The organism is Mycetocola sp. TRD_SC_2 (genome assembly GCF_055361225.1).
In genome coordinates this window covers 1,789,844-1,811,540 of the sequence record NZ_CM143954.1, presented here as the reverse complement: position 1 = coordinate 1,811,540, position 21,697 = coordinate 1,789,844, and the positions used below count along the sequence as shown (strand labels likewise).

Annotated in this window: 19 protein-coding genes; 15 read left to right on the top strand and 4 right to left on the bottom strand. The window is 65.0% G+C overall.

Features of this window, described 5'->3' with window-relative positions:
• The 3 genes from dprA (at position 1) to ACWA1Q_RS08675 (ending at position 2,914) form a co-directional block, all read left to right on the top strand.
• Positions 1–1,227, top strand: coding sequence for a DNA-processing protein DprA (gene dprA / locus ACWA1Q_RS08685; protein ID WP_463756682.1), 1,227 nt, complete (start codon positions 1–3; stop codon positions 1,225–1,227).
• Between the two features lie 43 nt (positions 1,228–1,270).
• The gene (locus ACWA1Q_RS08680) at positions 1,271–1,924 is read left to right on the top strand and encodes a CG0192-related protein (RefSeq protein ID WP_463756680.1); all 654 of its coding nucleotides are present in this window, start codon (positions 1,271–1,273) and stop codon (positions 1,922–1,924) included.
• Between the two features lie 78 nt (positions 1,925–2,002).
• Positions 2,003–2,914 carry a tyrosine recombinase XerC gene (locus tag ACWA1Q_RS08675; RefSeq protein ID WP_463756679.1) on the top strand — a complete coding sequence of 304 codons (912 nt, stop codon included), beginning with the start codon at positions 2,003–2,005 and terminating at the stop codon, positions 2,912–2,914.
• A 6-nt stretch (positions 2,915–2,920) separates the two neighbouring features.
• Here ACWA1Q_RS08675 and ACWA1Q_RS08670 read toward each other — a convergent pair whose 3' ends face one another.
• Positions 2,921–3,454: a M23 family metallopeptidase gene (locus tag ACWA1Q_RS08670; protein WP_463756678.1), complete on the bottom strand. Its 534-nt coding sequence runs from the start codon at positions 3,452–3,454 to the stop codon at positions 2,921–2,923.
• A gap of 301 nt (positions 3,455–3,755) precedes the next feature.
• On the opposite strand from ACWA1Q_RS08670, the gene rpsB reads away from it, so the two are divergent.
• The 9 genes from rpsB to ACWA1Q_RS08625 all read left to right on the top strand — a co-directional run bounded on the left by rpsB (position 3,756) and on the right by ACWA1Q_RS08625 (position 10,499).
• Positions 3,756–4,721, top strand: a complete 966-nt coding sequence (gene rpsB / locus ACWA1Q_RS08665; protein WP_463756676.1) for a 30S ribosomal protein S2 — start codon at positions 3,756–3,758, stop codon at positions 4,719–4,721.
• Positions 4,722–4,744: 23 nt separating this feature from the next.
• A complete protein-coding gene (tsf, locus tag ACWA1Q_RS08660; RefSeq protein WP_463756674.1) occupies positions 4,745–5,572 on the top strand; it encodes a translation elongation factor Ts in 828 nt (275 codons plus the stop codon).
• A 108-nt stretch (positions 5,573–5,680) separates the two neighbouring features.
• On the top strand, positions 5,681–6,397 hold the full coding sequence (pyrH, locus tag ACWA1Q_RS08655; protein ID WP_463756672.1) for a UMP kinase: 717 nt from the start codon (positions 5,681–5,683) through the stop codon (positions 6,395–6,397).
• Positions 6,398–6,468: 71 nt separating this feature from the next.
• Positions 6,469–7,023, top strand: coding sequence for a ribosome recycling factor (gene frr, locus ACWA1Q_RS08650; RefSeq protein WP_463756670.1), 555 nt, complete (start codon positions 6,469–6,471; stop codon positions 7,021–7,023).
• Between the two features lie 36 nt (positions 7,024–7,059).
• A complete protein-coding gene (locus ACWA1Q_RS08645; RefSeq protein ID WP_463756668.1) occupies positions 7,060–8,061 on the top strand; it encodes a phosphatidate cytidylyltransferase in 1,002 nt (333 codons plus the stop codon).
• 43 nt (positions 8,062–8,104) lie between these two features.
• Entirely contained in the window at positions 8,105–8,656 is a 552-nt protein-coding gene (locus ACWA1Q_RS08640) for a DivIVA domain-containing protein (RefSeq protein WP_463756666.1), read from the top strand.
• Positions 8,657–8,710: 54 nt separating this feature from the next.
• A complete protein-coding gene (locus ACWA1Q_RS08635; protein ID WP_463756664.1) occupies positions 8,711–9,406 on the top strand; it encodes an aggregation-promoting factor C-terminal-like domain-containing protein in 696 nt (231 codons plus the stop codon).
• A 68-nt stretch (positions 9,407–9,474) separates the two neighbouring features.
• Positions 9,475–9,771: a hypothetical protein gene (locus ACWA1Q_RS08630; protein ID WP_463756662.1), complete on the top strand. Its 297-nt coding sequence runs from the start codon at positions 9,475–9,477 to the stop codon at positions 9,769–9,771.
• 11 nt (positions 9,772–9,782) lie between these two features.
• Positions 9,783–10,499 (top strand): alpha/beta hydrolase, encoded by a 717-nt coding sequence (locus ACWA1Q_RS08625; protein ID WP_463756660.1) that lies wholly within the window; start codon positions 9,783–9,785, stop codon positions 10,497–10,499.
• 3 nt (positions 10,500–10,502) lie between these two features.
• On the opposite strand, the gene ACWA1Q_RS08620 is transcribed toward ACWA1Q_RS08625, so the two are convergent.
• On the bottom strand, positions 10,503–11,549 hold the full coding sequence (locus ACWA1Q_RS08620) for an AI-2E family transporter (protein ID WP_463756659.1): 1,047 nt from the start codon (positions 11,547–11,549) through the stop codon (positions 10,503–10,505).
• A gap of 201 nt (positions 11,550–11,750) precedes the next feature.
• Here ACWA1Q_RS08620 and ACWA1Q_RS08615 point away from each other — a divergent pair, with 201 nt between their 5' ends.
• Complete coding sequence (locus tag ACWA1Q_RS08615; RefSeq protein ID WP_463756657.1) at positions 11,751–13,592, top strand: DUF8094 domain-containing protein; 1,842 nt, start codon at positions 11,751–11,753, stop codon at positions 13,590–13,592.
• Positions 13,592–14,542, top strand: coding sequence for a co-chaperone YbbN (locus ACWA1Q_RS08610; RefSeq protein ID WP_463756655.1), 951 nt, complete (start codon positions 13,592–13,594; stop codon positions 14,540–14,542). Before ACWA1Q_RS08615 ends, ACWA1Q_RS08610 begins: the two co-directional genes overlap by 1 nt.
• An 87-nt stretch (positions 14,543–14,629) precedes the next feature.
• Here the strand turns inward: ACWA1Q_RS08610 and glgB are convergent, their stop codons facing one another.
• Positions 14,630–16,780, bottom strand: coding sequence for a 1,4-alpha-glucan branching protein GlgB (gene glgB / locus ACWA1Q_RS08605; RefSeq protein ID WP_463760818.1), 2,151 nt, complete (start codon positions 16,778–16,780; stop codon positions 14,630–14,632).
• 149 nt (positions 16,781–16,929) lie between these two features.
• Positions 16,930–18,999, bottom strand: a complete 2,070-nt coding sequence (locus tag ACWA1Q_RS08600) for an alpha-1,4-glucan--maltose-1-phosphate maltosyltransferase (RefSeq protein WP_463756653.1) — start codon at positions 18,997–18,999, stop codon at positions 16,930–16,932.
• 112 nt (positions 19,000–19,111) lie between these two features.
• Here ACWA1Q_RS08600 and glgP point away from each other — a divergent pair, with 112 nt between their 5' ends.
• Entirely contained in the window at positions 19,112–21,676 is a 2,565-nt protein-coding gene (gene glgP / locus ACWA1Q_RS08595) for an alpha-glucan family phosphorylase (RefSeq protein WP_463756651.1), read from the top strand.
• Positions 21,677–21,697 lie beyond the last annotated feature (21 nt).

Sequence of the window (21,697 nt, the reverse complement as noted above, 5' to 3'; positions counted from 1 at the left end):
ATGACACTTTTCGGACTCGGCCGGGGAGACGTCCGAACGGCACTCGTCAGACTCGGCGGCGAGGTGACCGATGATAACGTCGCCGAAATCTTCGCCCGGGCCGCGTGGAGCGGGATCGCTGAGCCCGGCGACAGCATGGCGGGATTCCTCGTGTCGCACGTGGGGGCATCCGACGCCCTGACCATGCTCATCGAGCACTGGTCAACTGCCCGGATTGTGGATGCTGTCGCCAACGGCACCGCAGGGAGCGACCTGCAGGCGATCGCCACCCAGGTGGAGAACGCCACGGCCCGGTGGCGGCCGCGGCTCGACTCTCGATCGACACTGCAGCAACTGTCACTCGCCGCCGCGTGTCATGCGACGCTTCTCACGCCCGGGCATCCTGCGTGGCCCGATCGGATCGATGATCTCGGGCTGCACGCCCCCATCGCCCTGTGGGTACGGGGAAACCCGGCTGCGCTCGAGTCCACCACGCGATCTCTCGCGCTGGTTGGCGCTCGTGCAGCGACCGGGTACGGCGAACACGTCGCAACAGAGGCCGCGAGCGGACTCGCCAGTCGCGGGTTCACCGTCGTGTCGGGCGCCGCCTACGGAATCGACGGCATGGCGCACCGGGCCGCGCTCGCCACCCAGGGCACGACCGTCGCTTTTCTAGCCGGGGGAGTCGATCGGCCGTATCCCAGCGGGCATTCCGTTCTGATCAGCAGGATCATCGAGACCGGGGCGGTTGTCTCCGAGATACCGTGTGGAGGAGCCCCGTCGAAATGGCGCTTTCTGCAACGAAATCGGTTGATTGCAGCGGTGAGCGAAGCGACCATCGTGCTTGAGGCCGGCTGGAGATCCGGATCGCTGAATACCGCCGGGCACGCTGCGGCGCTCGGGCGCCCGCTCGGGGCTGTTCCCGGTCCGGTGACGAGTGCCGCGTCGGCCGGATGCCATCGGCTGATTCGCGAGTACGGTGCTGTCTGCGTCACGACGGTCGACGAAATGGTCGAGCTTGTCGGCGAAAACACTGCCGGAGGTGCGCCGGCAGAAAGCGGCCGAAGCTCGGACGAGATTCGGGTGCTCGATGCCCTCAGCGTCCGCTCGGTGCGCACACCGGAAGACATCGCCGTGCGAACCGGGCTCCCCGTCGACACGGTCCAATCGGTGTTGGGAATCCTCGAACTCGACGTGCTCGTCGCTGAACGGCCCGGCGGGTGGGTTTACCTGCCGCAGGCGCGATGAGCTCTCCAAACCCTCCACAAGCGAGAGCCGTAGAGTCATTCCCATGGCCCTCATCTATAACGCTGACATCCGTCCCTCCAAGCATGAGCTGGTTGAAGCATGGGCACCGACGCAGCCGTGGTTCCCCAGCGGCGGAGGCGATGCTCTCAGCAATGTGGGTGCTTACCGCTTCGACGACCCTGCGGGCGAGGTCGGTATTGAGACCCTGCTTCTGTCGGTGGGCGACGGCGCGGTGATACAGATTCCCCTCACCTACCGGGGAGCGCCACTCGAGGGAGCGGAGAAGTATCTCATCACGACCATGGAGCACTCGGTTCTTGGCGACCGGTGGGTGTACGACGGCGCCGGCGATCCCGCCTACATCGCCGCCACCGCGACCGCCGCTTTCACCGGCGGTGTGCAGGCAGAGCTCCTCGTCTCCGCTGACGGGTCGGATTCCGTCGTGCGCCGCGAACCGACCGTGCTCATCTCCGGAAGCGGCGCCGAAGCATCCGCCGTGGCTGCGCCCTCGGCTGCGGACGTCGTCGTGCGCAATGACGGCGGTGTGACGCTCGTCGAAACGGGCGAGATCCGGCTCGCGATCGCCCGGGTGATCTCGGGGTCAGCGCTCGCCGCGTTCACGGATGCTCAGACGCTCGATGGATCATGGGCCGGCCAGGACGACGCCGTGTCGCTCGTCGCTGCCTGGCGCGCTTGACGGTTCCCGCGGAACCAGCAGCGCCCATTACGGGTGAGTCTGCCGGACAACGCCGAGGGAATGCTGGATTCTAGGAGTGTGAAGATTCCCCTGGCCGTCGCACGCTACATCGACCATGTGTCGGTCGAGCGTCAGTACTCCGAGGCGACCAGCCGTGCGTACGAATCCGATCTCGCTGCGTTCACCGCCTTCGCCGGGGAACGAGACGTCGAGGACGTCAGCGCTGTTGACCTCGAATTGTTGCGGGACTGGCTGTGGCAGTCATCGCAGGCCGGCCTCGGGCATGCCACGATCGCGAGGCGCTCTGCTTCGGCGCGCGGCTGGTCTGCGTGGCTCGCTCGAAACGGTCATATTCCGGTCGACACCGCCGCCCGGCTGCGTTCGCCGAAGACCGCGCGGTCTCTGCCCCACGTGGTGCAGCGCCCGCAGATGGACGGGCTCCTCGACGCGCTCGCGGAAAAGGCGGGAAGTGGTGGTCCGATCGCAATGCGGGACTCGGCGCTCATCGAACTCCTCTACGCCAGCGGCCTGCGGGTATCGGAATTGTGCGGGCTCGATGTCGATGACGTCGACCTCGACCGGCTCACCGTGCGCGTGCTCGGCAAGGGATCGAAGGAGAGAGTCGTGCCGTTCGGGGTGCCGGCGCACTCCGCGCTTGCCGACTACCTCCGGGGTGCCCGCCCCGCCCTCCTTGCCCGCACGGCCTCGCCACCGCCAGCCGTCTTCCTCGGTGCCCGCGGTGCCCGGCTGAATCCCCGCAGCGTCTACAACGTCGTGAGCAAACTCCTTGCCGCGGTTCCCGGCGGATCCTCGGCCGGCCCCCACGCTCTGCGGCACACCGCTGCGACTCACCTTCTCGATGGGGGAGCGGACCTCCGGGCCGTTCAGGAACTGCTCGGGCACGCCTCGCTCGGGACCACCCAGATCTATACCCATGTGTCGATGGAGAGGCTGAAGGAGAGCTACCGCACCGCACACCCCCGGGCGTAACGGCCGTCACCGCCCGAGAGGAAGCAGAACAGCCCGCTGCACCGCCGCCAGCAAGGCGAGGGGATTCACGTACTCGCCGTGGAGACGGACCCCGAAATGGACGCACCTCCCGTCGCAATGCCCACCGGACGCTACGATGCCGACATGGTCTCCCGCTCGAACGAAATCACCCGCTGAGACCGTCGCAGTGACCGGCTCGATGCTCGACACGAGCCCGTCGTCGTGCTTCACCGACAGCACCGGGCGGTCGACCACCGGTCCCGAGAAGGAGACGACGCCGTCGGCGGCAGCGAGGACCGGTGACCCGCCGACCGCGGCGACGTCGATACCCCGGTGGCCGGCCGAGTACCGTGTCAGCGGCGCCTCGAATGGGCGTAAGACCTGATGGGGAGGCGCCGTCGGCCATTCCCACAGCGACGGTTCCCCGCGGGGTGCGGCAGCGAGGTTCTCGCCAGCGGCAGGGGCGGGAGCGCACAGCACGAGAGCAGCCACCGCGACCAACGTGACGGCGACGCGCACCGCGCCAGACGGCATCCTCATGGAAGACCATCCTTCCCACCGCTTACCGACGCGTCTGATCCCCGGTCGATCCGTGGAGGGCGACACGAACGGATGCCTCTGGGGAGGAGCGAGGAGCGCCCCTCGTTCCTGTATGCTGAAGGAAGCATCCCGCGTGTCGGGGTGACTACGCGTGCCCATTCGGCCAACACATCCACTCGGTCCTTTCTCTTCGGAGCAGGGCGGAAGTGCGCCGGGCACCAGGACCAGGGGCCATTCGGCTCCCTGGAAAAACCGATCGACGCTTGCCCGGAACGGGCGCGTCAGAACAGGAGAACGGCTCATGGCCGTCGTAACCATTCGCCAGCTGCTCGACAGCGGCGTGCACTTCGGGCACCAGACCCGCCGTTGGAACCCGAAGATGAAGCGGTTCATCTTCACGGAGCGTTCCGGCATCTACATCATCGACCTCCAGCAGTCGCTTGGCTTCATTGACAAGGCGTACGACTTCGTCAAGGAGACCGTTGCCCACGGTGGCACCGTCCTCTTCGTCGGAACGAAGAAGCAGGCACAGGAAGCGATCGCCGAGCAGGCGACCCGCGTCGGCCAGCCCTACGTCAACCAGCGCTGGCTCGGTGGACTTCTCACCAACTTCCAGACGGTGTCGAAGCGTCTTGCCCGTATGAAGGAGCTTGAGGAGCTCGACTTCGACGACGCCTCGAAGTCCGGTTTCACCAAGAAGGAACTCCTCATCAAGAAGCGCGAGCTCGACAAGCTTCACAAGTCGCTCGGCGGAATCCGCAACCTCACCAAGACGCCGTCGGCTCTGTGGGTTGTTGACACCAAGAAGGAGCACCTCGCCATCGACGAGGCACGCAAGCTCGGCATCCCCGTCATCGGTATCCTCGACACGAACTGTGACCCCGACGAAGTCACCTACCCGATCCCGGGTAACGACGACGCCATCCGGTCGGTCGGCCTGCTCACCCGCATCATCGCGGACGCAGCTGCTGAGGGCCTGATCCAGCGCCACCAGAAGCCCGAAGAGGGTGCAGCTCCCGTCGAGCCTCTCGCCGCATGGGAAGCTGAGCTTCTCGGTGCCGAGGCCGACAAGACCGAAGCCACCGAAGCTACCGAGGCACCGGTCGAGCAGAACGACGCCGACGCTGAGGTTGCAGAGAAGAACGCAGCCAAGGGCGAAGACGCACCCGTCGAGACCGTCGCCGTTGAAAGCGACGAGAAGACCGAAGAGCGCCTCGAAGCTGAAGCGACCGACGCTGAGAAGCAGCCGGCCGCCGACAACAACTAACCCGAACGAGGAGTGCAATAACCATGGCAAATTTCAATCTTGCTGACGTCAAGGCTCTTCGTGAGCAGCTTGGCACCGGAATGGTCGACACCAAGAACGCCCTCGTAGAAGCCGAAGGCGACCTGGAGAAGGCCACTGAGATCCTGCGTCTCAAGGGTGCGAAAGGCAACGCGAAGCGTGCCGACCGCTCCACGAGCGAGGGTCTCGTTGCCGCCAAGGACAACGGTTCATCGACGACGCTGATCGAGCTCGCGTGCGAGACCGACTTCGTCGCGAAGAACGACAAGTTCGTCGCTCTCGCCGAGAAGGTTCTCGAGGCTGTTGCAGCTTCGGGCGCCGCGTCGGTCGAGGAAGCTCTCGCCGCGTCCGCTGGAGACAAGACCGTCGCCCAGCTGATCGACGACGAAGCAGCGATCCTCGGCGAAAAGGTCGAGCTTCGCCGCGTTTCGCTCGTCACCGGTGAGAACTTCGCCGTGTACCTGCACAAGACGTCGAAGGACCTGCCCCCGCAGATCGGAGTCGTCGTCAGCTACACCGGAGACGACGCCGAGACCGCTCGGGCTGTCGCCCAGCACATCGCCATGTTCGACCCGCAGTACCTCACCCGCGAAGACGTGCCCTCCGAGGTCGTCGACAAGGAACGTGAGATCGTCACCGAGATTTCGAAGAACGAGGGCAAGCCTGAGGCTGCACTGCCCAAGATCGTCGAAGGTCGGCTGACCGGGTTCTTCAAGCAGGTCGCCCTGCTCGAGCAGGACTACGCTCGCGACAGCAAGATGCAGGTCAAGAAGGTTCTGGCAGACGCCAACCTGACCGTGACGGGCTTCGCCCGCTTCAAGGTCGGCGCGTAGGTTTGCCCTGGGAGTCCGGATCACATTGTGATCCGGACTCCTTTTTCATGAGCGCTCGTTGAGCGCACACAGTAGTTTTGTCAGGGATCCACGAAAGGACGACGACGGATGTCAACACCCACGAAGAAACGCAGGGTTCTCCTCAAATTGTCGGGAGAGTCCTTTGGGGCCGGTTCGCTTGGTGTGAACCCCGATGTCGTCAGTGAAATCGCGCGCGAGATCGCCGAGGCTGCGAAGACGGTCGAAGTCGCCATCGTCGTCGGTGGAGGCAACTTCTTCCGCGGCGCTGAACTCTCGCAGCGGGGAATGGACCGTGGACGTGCCGACTACATGGGAATGCTCGGCACCGTGATGAACGCACTCGCCCTCCAGGACTTCCTCGAGCAGGCCGGCGCAGAAACACGAGTGCAGTCAGCCATCTCCATGACCCAGGTCGCCGAACCGTACATCCCTCGTCGCGCCGAGCGTCACCTCGAAAAGGGTCGTGTCGTCATCTTCGGTGCCGGGGCTGGGCTGCCCTACTTCTCCACCGACACGGTTGCCGCCCAGCGGGCACTCGAGATCGACGCCGACATCGTGCTCGTCGCCAAGAACGGCGTCGACGGGGTGTACACGGCAGACCCGAAGCTCGACGCGAACGCCACGCGGATCGACTCGATCACCTACCAGGAAGCGCTCCAGACCGGCCTCAAAGTCGTCGACTCCACAGCATTCAGTCTGTGCATGGACAACGCCATGCCCATGCAGGTGTTCGGCATGGCACCGGCAGGCAACGTCACCAAAGCGATCCTCGGAGCGAGCATCGGCACACTCGTCAGCAACTGACCTGACACAAGTTTCCTGTATCGGCCCGTCTAGAATGGGTGCGGTACTACACGCAACAAGAAGGAGTCGCCGTGATCGCGGATGTATTGACTGACGCAGGAACCCGTATGGGAAAGGCCGTCGATGTGGCCAAGGAAGACTTCGCAACGGTGCGCACTGGCCGAGCCAATCCGCAGATGTTCCAGAAGACGCTGGTCAACTACTACGGCACGCCCACGCCACTTGAGCAGCTGGCATCCCTTCAGAACCAGGAAGCACGCACCCTGATCGTCGCGCCGTACGACAAAGGTGCGCTGAAAGACATCGAGCAGGCTATCCGCGACATCCCCAACCTCGGCGCGAACCCGACGAACGACGGCACCATCGTGCGCGTCACTCTGCCCGAGCTGACCGCTGATCGGCGCAAGGAGTACGTCAAGATCGTTCGCAACAAGGGCGAAGACGCCAAGGTCGCGGTGCGTAACGTTCGCCGTAAGGCGAAGGACGAGCTTGACGCACTCAAAAGCGAGGTCGGAGACGACGACGTCGCGCGCGGGGAAAAAGAACTCGAATTGCTCACCAAAACGCACATCGACCAGATCGATGAGGCCCTGAAGCGCAAAGAGTCAGAGCTTCTCGAGATCTAGGACCAACGGTTGTGATCGGAAAAAACGGGTGCATCAGTGCCTGACACTGACGAGGACGCTGGCGCAAAGGGGCGAAAGCCCCGGCGCAGTTCCCGCGACGAATTTTCCGCTCAATTCGCGTCCCGTCGCGCCGATATCGAACGGCAGGTTCGGGCGACGCGTGCCACCCTCGACGAGGCGAACGCTCGCATAGAGGCACGGGCAGGGCGCAACCTGCTCCTCGCGACACTCATCGGCCTCGGCCTGGGGCTCGCGATGATCTTCAGCCTCGTCTTCGTCAAAGAGATTTTCGTCTTCTTCGCCGCTGCGGTGGTCGCTTTCACCGTCTTCGAACTGACGCATGCGTTCCGGCGAGCGGGACGCGCCATCGATGTCTGGCCGGCCGTCATCGGCGCGCTCGGCATCGTGGTGTCCGGCTATTTCTTCGACCCGGCGGCACGATGGGCAGTGCTGGTCGGAGTGATCGTCTTCATTCTCGTCTGGCGTCTCGTCGCGCAAATGGCGCAACAGACGCCACGGCGGGTCGCCGAGGTCCTCCGCGACCTTGCGTCGGCCGTGTTCGTTCAGATCTACGTGTCGTTCCTCGCGAGCTTCGCTGTTGTACTTGTGCGGCAGCCGGAGGGCCAGTGGTGGACGCTCGCCTTTCTCATCATCGTCGTCGCGGTCGACATCGGCGCATACGCGAGCGGTCTCAATTTCGGCAAACACCCGATGGCACCGCTCATCAGCCCGAAGAAGACGTGGGAGGGTCTGGCGGGAGCCGCCGTCGCCGCCGTCACGGCCGGCATCCTTCTCGCCATTTTCATGCTCGACAGCCCGTGGTGGGTAGGTCTCATTCTCGGCATCGCGCTGCTCGGCACTGCGACAATGGGCGACCTGACCGAGTCGCTGATCAAGCGCGACCTCGGGATCAAAGACATGAGTTCATGGCTGCCAGGCCACGGAGGATTCCTCGACCGCCTCGACTCGATCCTCCCGTCGGCGCCGATCGCTTTCGCCATGTTCCTCCTCTTCAGCGGCGCCCCGATCGCCGGATGACAGCCCGTCGACCTGTCTCGATCGAGGCGGAAAGGACATCCGTGTGACCAGCACGTTCCCCACCGCGCCCAAGCGCTCCCGCGGCTATGCCCGTGAAGAAGTCGACGCGTTCCTTCAGGACGCTCGAGCGGCATACGACGTCGACGAAGACGAAACGCCGACGATGACTTCCGCCGACATCCGCCGGGCGTCGTTCAAGCTGGTGCGCGGGGGATATGCCACACCTGCGGTGGATGCCGCGCTCGAGCGCCTTGAGGATGCATTCGCCCTGCGGGAGCGGGATCAGGTCCTCGCGAACAAAGGCAAGCGCGAGTGGCTGGCGTCAGCGCGCGAGACCGCCCAGGTCATTCTCAACCGCCTCGCACGCCCCGAGGGTCAGCGCTTCTCCCGCACCAGTTTCCTCGCTCAGGGATATCGCACCGAAGATGTCGACGCCCTCGCCGACAAACTGGTGGCCTACTTCGAAAAGGGCACACCGCTGAGCGCTGACGCCGTGCGGACAGCTGTTTTCCGAGCCCAGCGCGGTGGCTATGTCGAGTCCCAGGTCGATGTCCTCCTCGACGCCGTGACCGAAGTCATGCTGGCCGTTCGCTGATCAACACCCGACAAACTGGCTAATAGCCCCGAACTGGGCTAAATTGGACGAATCGTGGCTAAATACGTAACGCAAGTCGAGTCCTCTGTGCCAGTTACCAAGGCCGGAAGGGCATTCGAGCGACCCCGATCCCGCAGCCCGTTTACGCTGTTCCTTTTTGCTTTCACTGCGGCTGTCGCCGTCGTTGCGGTGAACGTCGTCGACCCGTACTCGGGCGCAACAGCATCCCCGTACTTCCAGGTCGCCGAGCGTTATGACGGCCAGGACACCCAGACGCTCGCCGTCGCTGCGTCTTACGACAACACCTTCACCCGGGACGGCTACTCGGTCATCGCGCCGCCACCCCCACCCCCGCCTCCTGTTGTCGAAGAAGCCGAAGAAGAATCGAAGAAGAGCGGTGGCAGCTCGAAGAAGAGCAGCGGATCGCTCCCGAAGGTCACGGCAGATCCGGGTTCTGCGCAGGCGATTGCTCACTCGATGGTTCTCGCTCGCGGTTGGGGCGAAGACCAGTTCTCCTGCCTCGTCGCATTGTGGAACAAAGAGTCAGGCTGGCGTGTGAACGCGGCCAACCCGTCGAGCGGTGCGTACGGCATCCCTCAGGCGCTTCCCGGCAGCAAAATGGGCAGCGCAGGCAGCGACTGGGCCACGAACCCCGCAACCCAGATCAGCTGGGGGCTCGGTTACATCAGCGGCCGGTACGGAACTCCGTGCGGTGCGTGGGGTCACTCCCAGGCAAAGAACTGGTACTGACCCAGCCTGACTGCCCTTCACCCGGCTGGTCTCCGGTGCGCGTGCACAGATCTGCCTAGGATGAAACCATGCCCAGAAGCAATCGTCCCCGCGGCGCCCGCCGAGATCGGGATGATGAGGGCGACGACCTGTCGCACCTGATGAGCGGCGCAAAACGCACAGAAACACGGCGTGGTTCGGAATGGTACGTGCAGCCCGTCAACTCGGTGAGGGCTGTCAAGGACTACCTGTGCCCGGCCTGTTCCCTCACGGTCGCTCGCGGTACCGCCCATCTCGTGGTGTGGCGGGCGGACGGGGTCCTCGGTGACGCAGCGGACCTCGCGTCACGCAGGCACTGGCACACCCACTGCTGGCGAATCGGTTAGGAAAGGATGCCATGACCCTGGAAATCCGAGGCGGCGTCGAGTTGCCCGCTCGGCGCGAAGAGATCGAACTGGAGACCGCAGACGGGCTGACCCTTGTCGGGGAGCTTGCGACGCCGCTCGACTCAGAGCCGACAGCAACCCTCGTCACGCTGCATCCGCTGCCCACCGCAGGTGGATTCATGGACTCCCACATCCTGCGAAAGGCTGCCGGTCGGCTCCCGGCGCTCGCAAACCTCGCTGTGCTCCGGTTCAACACCCGTGGCACGACGTCGCCGCGCGGAACGAGCGACGGCGCGTTCGGCGAGGGAGTCACTGAGGAGCACGATCTCGACGCGGCCATGGCATTCGTCGCCGAACGCGGGCTGCCGACACCGTGGCTCGTCGGCTGGTCGTTCGGCACCGAGGTCGTTCTCAAGTTCGGGCGGTCGCACCCCATCGCGGGAGCGATCCTGCTCTCACCTCCGCTGCACCGTGCCGAACCGCATCATGTCGCCTCATGGGGCGACGACGACCGGCCGCTGGTGGCTCTCATTCCTGAGTTCGACGACTTCCTTCGCCCTGAGGAGGCCCGCGAGCGGTTCTCGAGCGTACCGGGTATGACGCTCATTCCCGTTGAGGGCGGCAAGCACCTATGGGTGGGGGAGAACCAGACCCGGCGCGTGCTCGACGAGATCGTGCGAGCGGTCAACCCGTCGGCGCTGCCGTTGCCGACGGAGTGGGCTGAGTAGGCCTCACAGCTCGTTCGCGCGGGGGATGACGACCTGCTTAATGATGAGCAGGATCGACGCCGCCGTTGGAATGGCGATCAGTGCGCCGAGGAGACCCATGAGGGATCCACCGGCGAGGGCTGCGATCACGACGAGCGCGCCGGGAACCGCGACGGCCCGTCGCATGACGTTCGGGCTGATCACGTACGCTTCGATCTGCATGTAGATGAGGTAGTAGATCCCCGCGATCAGGGCGGTGACGGGCGAGCCGAGACCGGGGATCAGGCAGACCAGGGTGATGATGATGGACCCGGTCAGCGTTCCGACGAGGGGAATCATCGAGAAGAAGAATGCGATACAGGCGAGGACCGGGGGGAACGGAGCGTCGATGATCGAGAGGAAAATGAACGACAGGATGCCGTTGCACGCGGCGGTCCCGACCTGGCCGATGACGTACCTGCCGACGGAGTCGGTGATCTGCTCGGCGAGGTCCGCGAATCGTTCCCGCTTGGTCGCGGGGACCAGCTGGTAGAGACCGCGCTTGATCGAGCCGAGGGACGCCGTGAAGTAGATGGTCAGGATGAGAATGATCAGGGCGCCGAAGAACGCGGAACCGATCGCGAACGCCAGCTGGATCGCACCCGAGCCGATGTTCGTGATGTTGTCGGTGAGGAAGTTGCCCGCGTCGTCGATGATGGTGCGGATGTCGAGCCCCGGGAACTGGTCGGAAAGCACGTCAACGAGGGGATAGTCCTGGAACTGCGCCTGCAGGCCGGGGATGAGGCGAACGAGCTGGGAGATCTGGTCGATGATGATCGGAACGACCATCCAGATCAGGCCGGCGAAGAGGGCGAGCAGCCCGAGGATCACGACGATGAGCGCCGCCCACCGGGGAACGCGTTTCTTCTCCAGGAAGGAGACGAGCGGGTCGAGCCCGAGTGAGATGAAGATCGCCGCTCCGATGTAGCTGAGGATCGTCTGCAGCGTCACGACCGAGAGCAGGATCATCAAGCCGAGGCCCACACCGAGCGTGCCGACGAGGCCCACTCGGAACGGGTTTGAAATCTTCACTGCGCTCCCTCTCTCGGACCACGTCAGAACATCGTACTGTCCGGCGGATCAGACGCCGCATCGAGGTGAGGCGGGTACCGCTTTAAGCGCCTTCTCAGGGATTTCCACTAGTCTGAAACGTCTGTCCTGTTGCGACCGGCCCGGAATTCTGTCGGAATCCGGGTGCTCAGCCCCTGCGGCCGCGGCACCGAAGGAGATCTAGTGCGCTTCGTTTTCGCGATATTGGCGTTTGTGGTCGCAGCGACCATGATCGTTCTCGGCATCGCCCAACGTACGGTGTTTCTCGGCCCGTCCACCTATGCCGTGGAGACAACGGTCCCAGGGGACCTGCCGTACACCGTGATCAGTGGCGAGGAGCTCGCGGCCCAGACCGGACAGCAATCGCTGACCGTCTCCGGGTCTGACGAGGTGTTCCTCGCCTACGGCAAGACCGGTGATGTGCTTGCCTGGCTCGGCAGCTCGCAATACAACGAGCTTGACGTCGACACCGAGACGAACACCCTCGAAGCAGACGTTGTGACGCCGGCGCCGGTCGAGTCTGATCAACCGGCCCCAGAGGAGAATGACGCGCCTCTGACCGAAGACGAGCAGGCGGCTGCCGATGCCCTCGCCAACCCCGCCGGAAGCGACCTGTGGCTCGCGGAGTACACCGAAGAAGGCGCCGTCGTGCAGACGATCAGCGTTCCCGAAGACGTCAGTGTCCTCATTGCGTCGAATGGTGTCGACCCCGCGCCTGACCGCGTCGAGGTCTCCTGGCCCCTCAACAATGCGACTCCGTGGGCCGGACCGCTCATCGCGGGCGGCATCCTGCTTCTCCTCGTCGGCCTCGCGCTCTACCTGCTCGGCATCCACCACATGCGTAAATCCCGTGGTCCCCGTCGCAAGGGCATCACAGCCGGACCTGGAATGGAAAAGATGCCGAAGGTGCCCAAGCCGACGCGCTACAAGTCCGACAAGAAGCACGGCAGCGCACCGAAGCGGCAGCGATCAGCGCGCAAGTCGATGATCGCGATCGTGCCCGTCGCCCTCGTCTCGACCCTCGTCCTCACCGGATGCTCCGCGAGCTTCTGGCCGGATTTCTCGAGTCCTGAAGAAGCGACCGCGACACCGACACCGACCGGCGAAGTCCTTCCTGAAGAGGAACAGCCGCCGCCCGCCGTCTCGGCCCCTCAGCTGGAGCGCATCGTCTCCCGCATCTCGGGAGTCACCCTTGAGGCGGATGCCGCACGCGACGCCGCTCTTATCGCCACACGCTTCGCTGGCCCGGCCCTGGCCGAGCGCACGGCGAATTACACGATCCGGGGCAAGATCGCGGACTACGCACTTCCCACCCCGATCCCGGCGTCACCGGGTGGGCTGACACTGCCCCAGGCCACGGAGACCTGGCCACGCACCGTTCTGACGGTCGTTCATGACGACGCCGACGCCACGGTGGCCCCCACGGCTCTCGTGCTCGTGCAGCAGGACCCCAGGTCCAACTACCTGGTTCAGTCGGCGGTTCGGCTCGAGCCTGAGGCCCGGATCCCGGATGTCGCCCCGTCGACGATCGGGACGGCTCAGCTTCCGCCCGACTCCACCTTCCAGATCCTGCAACCGGACCAGGTCGCCGCGGCATACGCCGACATCGTGACCAAGGGCGAGGAGAGCGAGTTCTACGAGTTGTTCGACGCGGAGGCTGACTCACTGCGCGCCGGTATCGTCGAGGCACGGGCGAAGACCGAAGAGGGTCTCCCCGGCACCGCGACGATCGAGTTCTCGACAGCGGCGGGGGAGACGGTTCCCGTCGCGCTCGCGACGAATGAGTCCGGCGCCATCGTGGCCGTCAATATCGTCGAGACCGAGGTCGTCAAACCGGTCGACACGGGAGCCAAGATCAAACCCGCCGGCGTCATTTCGGCGCTCAGCGGCGTAACAGAAACGGAGAAGGGTGTGCAGTCCACCTACACGGACCAGCTGTTGTTCTATGTCCCGCCAGCGGGCAGCTCTGAGACGATCCGCTTGCTCGGCTTCAGCCAGGCACTGACGAAGGCGGCCGAGCTCTGATGAGCGGAATGCAGCCAGCCGCTGAGCACCTTCGTGGTGCCATCGACCTCTCGAGCCTCGTCAACCGGAATGCGCCAGCAGCACCGGGCGCTCCAGCGGCGCCCGCCGCGGGCGCTGCCGCTGCACCTGCCGCTCCAGGAGCATCCGCCGACCTCCCCGGTCTCGTCCTCGAGGGAACCGACGCGAACTTCAGCCAGTTCCTCGACCTGTCGGCCCAGATCCCGATCCTCGTCGACCTCTACGCGGGCTCGCCCACGCCGGGCTTTGACGCGATCGTCAAGAGCTACGGCGGCAGGCTCGTTCTCGTCACGGTGGATGTCACGACGAACGTGCAGTTGCGCCAGGCGTTCCAGGTGCAGTCTGTTCCGGCAGCCGTCGCCCTCATCGGTGGCCGGCCGCTCCAGCTCTTCGCGGGAGCTCTCCCGGAGGATCAGGTGCGACAGGTGCTCGAGCAGGTGCTGCAGGCCGCTGCGCAGAGCGGCGTGACGGGAACAGCATCCGTCTCGGACGCCGCGGATGCCGAACCGGTCGAACCGCCACTGCCCCCGTTGCACGCTGAGGCGTATGACGCGATCGAGCAGGGCGACTACCCGAGGGCGATCACCGCGTACAAGACGGCAATCGCGCAGAACCCGACAGACAAGATGGCGGTGGCTGGACTCGCTCAGGTGAGCCTCCTGCACCGGCTGCAGGGCAAGACGATCGAGCAGATCCGCTCGGCAGGAGCAGACTCGTCGAATCTCGACGCCCAGCTCGACGTCTCCGATCTTGACCTTTCCGGCGGCCATGTCGAGGACGCTTTCGACCGATTGCTCACGCGGTTTGAGACCTCTGACGCCGATGACCGCAACGTCATCCGCACACGGCTGCTCGAGCTCTTCGAAGTCGCGGGTCTCGACGACCCGCGTGTCGTCCGCGCCCGCGCCCGGTTGACCAACCTGCTCTTCTGACAGCACACAGAAAAACACCCGGTGTGGCCGGGGCAACTCGTGTCGAGAAGCCCCAGCCATACCGGGTGTTTTCGTTACTTCCTGTTCTTATTGCTTACTGAGACGAAGCCAGACGGCGCCGAGCGGCGGAACGGTGAGTTCGGCGGATGCCGGACGTCCCGCCCACGGCTCACTGGCGGCGACGACCGCGCCAAAGTTGCCGACGCCTGACCCGCCGAATTCGGCGGCATCCGTGTTGAGGATCTCTTCCCACCGGCCGGCTGCTGGCAGTCCGACGCGGTACGGCCCCACCGGGACCCCGGAGAAGTTGAACAGGGCGGCGATCTGGTTGCCCTCGTGGTCGCGGCGCAGGAACGCAACGACGCTGTTGGCGGAGTCACCTGCGTCGAGGATCTCGAACCCGCTCGCGTCGTTGTCGCGTGCCCACAGGGGAGGGTTGTCGCGGTAAACGGCGTTGAGCTGACCGACGAGGTTGAAGAGGCCCTGGTGGCTCGGCTGGTCGAGGATCCACCAGTCCAGTCCGCGTGCCTCCGACCACTCCGACGGCTGGCCGAACTCTTGCCCCATGAACAGGAGTTGCTTGCCCGGGTGCGCCCACTGGAAGGCGAGGAAGGCGCGAACGTTCGCCAGCTTCTGCCAGTGGTCGCCAGGCATCCTGGCCAGAAGCGAGCCCTTGCCGTGCACGACCTCGTCGTGGCTGACCGGCAGGAGGAAGTTCTCGCTGAACGCGTAGACGAAGCTGAACGTCAGTTCGCCCTGGTGGTGGGAACGGTACATCGGGTCGTGCTTCATGTACTGGAGGGTGTCGTTCATCCAGCCCATGTTCCACTTGATGCCGAAGCCAAGGCCGCCGCTCGAGGTGGGAGCGGTGACGCCCGGCCAGCTCGTGGATTCCTCGGCGATCATGACCACACCGGGGTTGCGCTTGTACGCTGTCGCGTTCGCCTCCTGCAGCAGGCTGATGGCTTCGAGGTTCTCCCGGCCGCCGTCCTTGTTCGGAAGCCATTCACCCGGTTCGCGGGAGTAGTCGAGGTACAGCATCGAGGCCACGGCGTCGACACGAAGCCCGTCGACGTGGAACTCCTCGAGCCAGTACAGCGCGTTCGCAACGAGGAAGTTGCGCACCTGGCTGTTGCCGAAGTCGAAGATGTAGGTGCCCCAGTCCTTGTGCTCACCACGGCGCGGGTCGGCGTGCTCGTAGAGTGCCTGCCCGTCGAAGCGGGCAAGCGCCCATTCGTCGGTCGCGAAGTGCCCGGGGACCCAGTCCATGAGCACACCGATCCCGGCCTGGTGCAACCGGTCGATGAGGTACTTGAGGTCGTCGGGGTGCCCGAACCGGCTGGTCGGAGCGAAGTAGCCGGTGATCTGGTAACCCCACGAACCGCCGTACGGATGCTCCGCCAGCGGCATGAATTCCACGTGGGTGTATCCGAGGGCGCGAACGTATTCGATGAGCGGGTCGGCGACGTCACGGTAGCCGAGCCCCGGCCGCCACGAGCCGAGGTGCATCTCGTAGATGCTCATCGGGCCCTCGTGCGGGTTCGTCGCCGCGCGGTGTTCCATCCACGCGGCATCCGCCCACTCGTGGCTCGATTCGCCGACGACGGATGCCGTCAGCGGCGGGATCTCGGTGAATCGCGCCATCGGGTCCGCGCGGGTGACCCAGCGGCCATCGGCGCTGAGCAACTCGTATTTGTAGAGCGAGCCGGCTTCGAGGCCGGGAACGAAGAGTTCCCAGACCCCGGTCGGACCCATGTTGCGCAGCGAGTGCAGCCGGCCGTCCCAGTTGTTGAACTCGCCGATGACGCGGACGGCCTGGGCGTGGGGAGCCCACACGCTGAACGCCGTGCCGCGCACCGCCGTTCCGCCGAATGCGGAATGGTCGACGAGATGGGCGCCGAGCGCCTGCCACAGCTGCTCGTGCCTGCCTTCACCTATCAGGTGCAGGTCGAGTTCGCCGATGCTTGGTGGGAACCGGTACGGATCCTCGGTCTTCCACACCTTGTCGTCGCCGTACGTGGCTTCGAGCGTGTAGTCGGGATACCCGGCGGTGTGCTCGGCCTCCCAGATGCCGTGGGCGAGGTGGCTCAGCTCGAGTCGTGTGCCATCTCCGAGGACCGCTGTCACCGTTTCGGCGAGCGGACGCAGGGCGCGGAGAAGGGTTGCGTCACCCGAAGGGTGCTGTCCGAGCACCGAGTGCGGGTCGAAATACGAACCGGTCGCAACAGACTCGAGCACGTGAGCTGAGGGCGTCTCCGCGCGTGGTGCTTTCGTTGGGACCGCCGGGGGAGTCTGTGCTTCCGTCGGCGTCTGTCCTACGGACGTCGACGGCGATCTGGTGTCGGCGTCCTTCGACGGGGTGGGCTTTGCAGGTCGGGTGGGGTCGGTCACGCGGTGGCCTCCTGAACGTGGAATATGTGCACGGGTTCGGTGAACGCGTCGAGGCGCACAAAGTTGTGTTCGCCCCACGTCCAGTTCGACCCGGTGATGAGGTCGGTGACCTGGTAGTGGGTCCCCGGTTCGAGTCCGAATGCCGTGCTGTCGATGTGGACGGTGGTCTCCCGCACCGAGTGCGGGTCGACGTTCGCGACGACGAGGATGGTGTCGGCGACGCCGTCCTCGGTGAACGCGCCGTCGAGGTGCTTGCTGTAAACGAGGATCGAGTCGTCGTCGCTCGTGTGCAGGTGCAGGTTGCGCAACTGTCGGAGCGCGGGGTGGTCCCGGCGGATCTGGTTGAGCATGCCGAGGTAGAGCGACAGCGAAGTGCCCGCGGCATCGGCAGCAGCGAAGTCACGGGGCTTGAACTCGTACTTCTCGTTGTCGATGTTCTCCTCGGCGCCGGGGCGCGCGACGTTCTCGAACAGCTCGAAGCCCGAGTAGACGCCCCAGACCGGTGCCGCGGTTGCGGCGAGGGCGGCGCGGATGGTGAATGCGGCCGGCCCACCGAACTGCAGGTATTCGGTGAGGATGTCCGGGGTGTTGACGAAGAGGTTCGGGCGGAGGAAGTCGGCGGTCTCCGAGCTGATGCTGGTGAAGAACTCCTCCAGCTCCTCCTTCGTGTTCCGCCAGGTGAAGTAGGTGTAGCTCTGCTGGAAACCGACGCGGGCGAGAGCCTGCATCATGGCCGGGCGGGTGAACGCCTCGGCGAGGAAGATGGCATCCGGCTCTTCAGCATTGACCGTGGCGATGAGCCACTCCCAGAACTCGACGGTTTTGGTGTGCGGGTTGTCGACCCGGAAGATCTTCACGCCGACCGAAATCCAGTACCGCACGATACGTAGCACTTCGGCGCGGATGCCCTCGGGATCGTTGTCGAAGTTGATCGGGTAGATGTCCTGATACTTCTTCGGCGGGTTCTCGGCATACGCGATCGAACCGTCGGGGAGCGTCGTGAACCACTCGGGGTGTTCGGTCACCCACGGGTGATCGGGAGACGCCTGCAGGGCAAGGTCGATGGCGATCTCGATGTCGTTCTTCGCCGCCTGCGCGAGGAAGAACCTGAAATCGTCGACGGTACCGAGTTCCGGATGGATGGCATCGTGTCCGCCATCGGCAGAGCCGATCGCCCACGGTGATCCGGGGTCGTTGGGGCCCGGGTTCAGGGTGTTGTTCGGTCCCTTGCGGAACGCCGTGCCGATGGGGTGAATCGGAGGCAGGTAGACGACGTCGAACCCCATCGCTGACACGGCCGGGAGTCGCTTCGACGCGGTACGGAACGTGCCGGACGTCCACGACCCGTCCTCGTGCTGCTTGGCGCCCTCGGAGCGCGGGAAGAACTCGTACCAGGAGCCGACGCCGGCGCGGGCGCGCTCCACCCGGATCGTCGCTGGCTCGGATTCGCTCGACAGTGTCGTCATCGGCCGGAGTTTGGCGATGTCATGCAGGCGCGCGTCATCGAGCACCGCCGTGCGGGCGTCGAGCGGAGAATCTGTCGCCGCCAGCTCAGCGGCCTTGGCTGACAGGTACGCGCGCTCGTCTGCTGAGCGCGAAGTCTCGCTCGCCGCACGCTCGAGGAGCTGGGCGCCGATCGTGAACATCAGCTCGACGTCGAGGCCGGCAGGAATTTTGATCGAGGCATTGTGGTGCCAGGTTTCGAAGTCGTCTGAGTAGGCCCGTACCCGGAACGTCCAGGTGCCTGGCGCTGTGACCTGGGCAAGGACGCGGTAGTCGTCGAGGCCGACGGTGATGAGGTGCATCGGATGCCGCTGAGTCGCGCCGGCGGGATCGGTGAGCAGGAGCTCCACCCCGATCGCGTCGTGCCCTTCGCGGAACGCGGTGGCCTGAAACGGGATAACTTCGCCGACGAATCCCTTCGCTGGCCATCGCCCGCAGGAGACTACGGGTGAGAGGCCGAGCACAGGAAACCTGCCGATGCCTCGTGTTGTCGTGCTGGAGTCGGACTGCGCCGCGGCGGCCTTTACTGGCCTGGACGTTGCGCTGGATGCTTTCTTCGCCACGGTCCGACCGTACCGCGAATTGACCGGGTTCGCCGGTGCCTTGATTAATATGGCCGAGGCCAATAGAGCCCGAGGATCGCACAACGCGCTGTCGCTCGCCTAGGCTGAACGCGTGAAGGCCATCCGACGTTTTACTGTGCGCCCTGCTCTACCCGAACGGCTGAATGCCCTGGAGCAGTTGGCGGGAAATCTGCGCTGGGCGTGGCATGGCCCGACTCAGGAACTGTTCGCCGAGATAGCTCCTGAGGCGTGGCGTGAGTTCCAGCACGATCCAATCAGCCTGTTCGGGCAGATCACCCAGGAACGCATCGACGAGCTGGCGGCGAACGACGATTTCGTGAATCGTGCGAATGCCCTCGGCGAGGACCTGAACCGCTATCTCACCGAGCCACGCTGGTACCAGCAACTCGAGGGCGACAAACCGGCATCCATCGCGTATTTCTCACCGGAGTACGGCATCGCCGCTGCGCTCCCGCAGTATTCAGGCGGGCTCGGGATCCTTGCCGGGGATCACCTCAAGAGTGCATCCGACCTCGGTGTGCCCCTCGTCGCCGTCGGTCTGTTCTACCGTTCCGGCTACTTCAGCCAGGCACTCTCGCCCGACGGCTGGCAGCAGGAGACCTACCCGGTGCTCGACCCGGACGGTCTCCCGCTGCGGGTGTTGCGTCATTCGGACGGGAGTCCGGTCATCATCACGCTGTGCCTGCCAGACGATCAGGTCCTCAGCGCGAGAATCTGGCAGGCACGAGTAGGCCGGGTGACGCTCCTCCTACTCGACTCCGACATTCCGGAGAACAGCGAGGAGCTGTGCCACGTCACCGACCGCCTGTATGGCGGGGCCGAGGAGCACCGCTTGCGGCAGGAGATTCTGCTGGGGATCGGCGGAGTCCGCGCGATCAGCGCATGGGCAGAACGCGCCGGCGTGCAACCACCCCTTGTCTTCCACACCAATGAAGGTCATGCCGGGTTCCTGGGCGTGGAACGCATCGGTGCGCTCATTCGCGGTGGCCTGACGTTCACCGAGGCACTCCAGGTCGTTCGGGCCGGCACTGTCTTCACGACGCATACTCCCGTACCGGCTGGGATCGACCGTTTCGACTCCGGGCTCATCCGGCGATACTTCGAAACCGAGTTGCTGCCGGGCGTCGAGACCGGCGACGTACTTGCGCTCGGACGCGAACCGGGCGACGACTCCGGGGGCGTCTTCAACATGGCCCTGATGGGACTTCGCCTCGGCCAGCGGGCCAACGGCGTGTCCCAACTCCACGGCGAGGTGAGCAGGCGCATGTTCAGCGAACTGTGGCCCGGCTTTGACGCCGACGACGTTCCCATCGGGTCGGTCACCAATGGAGTGCACCCGGCGAGCTGGACGGCTCCGCAGCTCACCGAGCTGGCTATGAGGAACCTCGGGACGTCAGACACCGCCACCGCCGACTGGGCCTCGCCCGCCGTGAGCGACGCGGAACTCTGGGCCGCCCGAACCGAGATGAAGCAGGAACTCGTCCACGACGCGCGCAAGCGTCTCGAACGCGCGTGGATCGCGCAGAACCCCGGAGGAGTCGCGCCGGAATGGGTGCGGAAGGTGCTCGACGCGAACGTGCTGACGATCGGCTTCGCTCGCCGGGTTCCCACCTACAAACGTCTCACCCTGATGCTTCACGACACCGAGCGACTGCGGCGCATTTTGCTGCATCCGGATCGCCCGGTCCAGATCGTCGTCGCCGGCAAGTCACACCCGGCGGACCTCGAGGGCAAGCGGCTTATCCAGAAGTTCGCCGAGTTTGCCCGTGAACCCGATGTGCGGGAGCGCATCGTCTTCCTTCCCAATTACGACATCTCGATGGCCCAGAAGCTGTATCCGGGAACCGACGTCTGGCTGAACAACCCGCTCCGTCCGCTTGAAGCGTGCGGCACATCGGGTATGAAGGCAGCGCTCAACGGAGTGCTCAACCTGTCGATCGTCGACGGCTGGTGGAACGAGTTCTTCGACGGCGAGAACGGCTGGGCCATCCCGTCAGCGGTCACCGCCGACGCAGCGGAACGGGACCGGCTCGAAGCCGAGTCGATGTACGACCTGATCGAGCATCAGATCGCGCCTCGCTTCTATGACCGCGATTCCGATGGTGTCCCCGTCGACTGGATGCGAAGCATCCGGCACACGCTCTCCACCCTGTCGCCGCGACTGAGCGCCGACAGAATGGTGAGTGAATACGTCAACACCCTCTACCGACCGGCCTTCGGCAGCACGTCCGAGCTCCGTCACGACGGCTTCCGGGCGGCGCGTCGCCTCGCGGACTGGAAGAGACGGGTGACGGATGCCTGGAGCGGGGTGGCGATCGCACACGTCGAATCGGGCGGGCTGGACCTGACACCGCAGGTCGGAGACGAGCTGCACCTGCGTGCATCCGTCCGTCTCGGATCCCTCACCCCTGACGACGTTTCGGTTCAGGTTGTCTACGGCAGAAGCGCGGCTAACGGCGATGACCTGCGTGACGTGCAGACCGCCGATCTCGAACCTGAAGGGGACTTCGCGGAGGCGTCAGACACCGGTGAATGGCTGTTCGCTGGAACAGTGAGCCTCGGACGCCCGGGAGCGTTCGGGTACACCGTGCGCGTGGTTCCGAAGAACGCGCTTCTCGACAACGCGGCGGAACTGGGGCTCATCGCCGTCGCCTGAACGAGCGAGGACCGTTCGCGT

Coding starts and splice junctions, on each gene's coding strand:
- dprA (WP_463756682.1), top strand. CDS start 1: ATGACACTTTTCGGACTCGGCCGGGGAGACGTCCGAACGGCACTCGTC.
- ACWA1Q_RS08680 (WP_463756680.1), top strand. CDS start 1,271: ATGGCCCTCATCTATAACGCTGACATCCGTCCCTCCAAGCATGAGCTG.
- ACWA1Q_RS08670 (WP_463756678.1), bottom strand. CDS start 3,454: ATGAGGATGCCGTCTGGCGCGGTGCGCGTCGCCGTCACGTTGGTCGCG.
- rpsB (WP_463756676.1), top strand. CDS start 3,756: ATGGCCGTCGTAACCATTCGCCAGCTGCTCGACAGCGGCGTGCACTTC.
- tsf (WP_463756674.1), top strand. CDS start 4,745: ATGGCAAATTTCAATCTTGCTGACGTCAAGGCTCTTCGTGAGCAGCTT.
- pyrH (WP_463756672.1), top strand. CDS start 5,681: ATGTCAACACCCACGAAGAAACGCAGGGTTCTCCTCAAATTGTCGGGA.
- ACWA1Q_RS08630 (WP_463756662.1), top strand. CDS start 9,475: ATGCCCAGAAGCAATCGTCCCCGCGGCGCCCGCCGAGATCGGGATGAT.
- ACWA1Q_RS08625 (WP_463756660.1), top strand. CDS start 9,783: ATGACCCTGGAAATCCGAGGCGGCGTCGAGTTGCCCGCTCGGCGCGAA.
- ACWA1Q_RS08610 (WP_463756655.1), top strand. CDS start 13,592: ATGAGCGGAATGCAGCCAGCCGCTGAGCACCTTCGTGGTGCCATCGAC.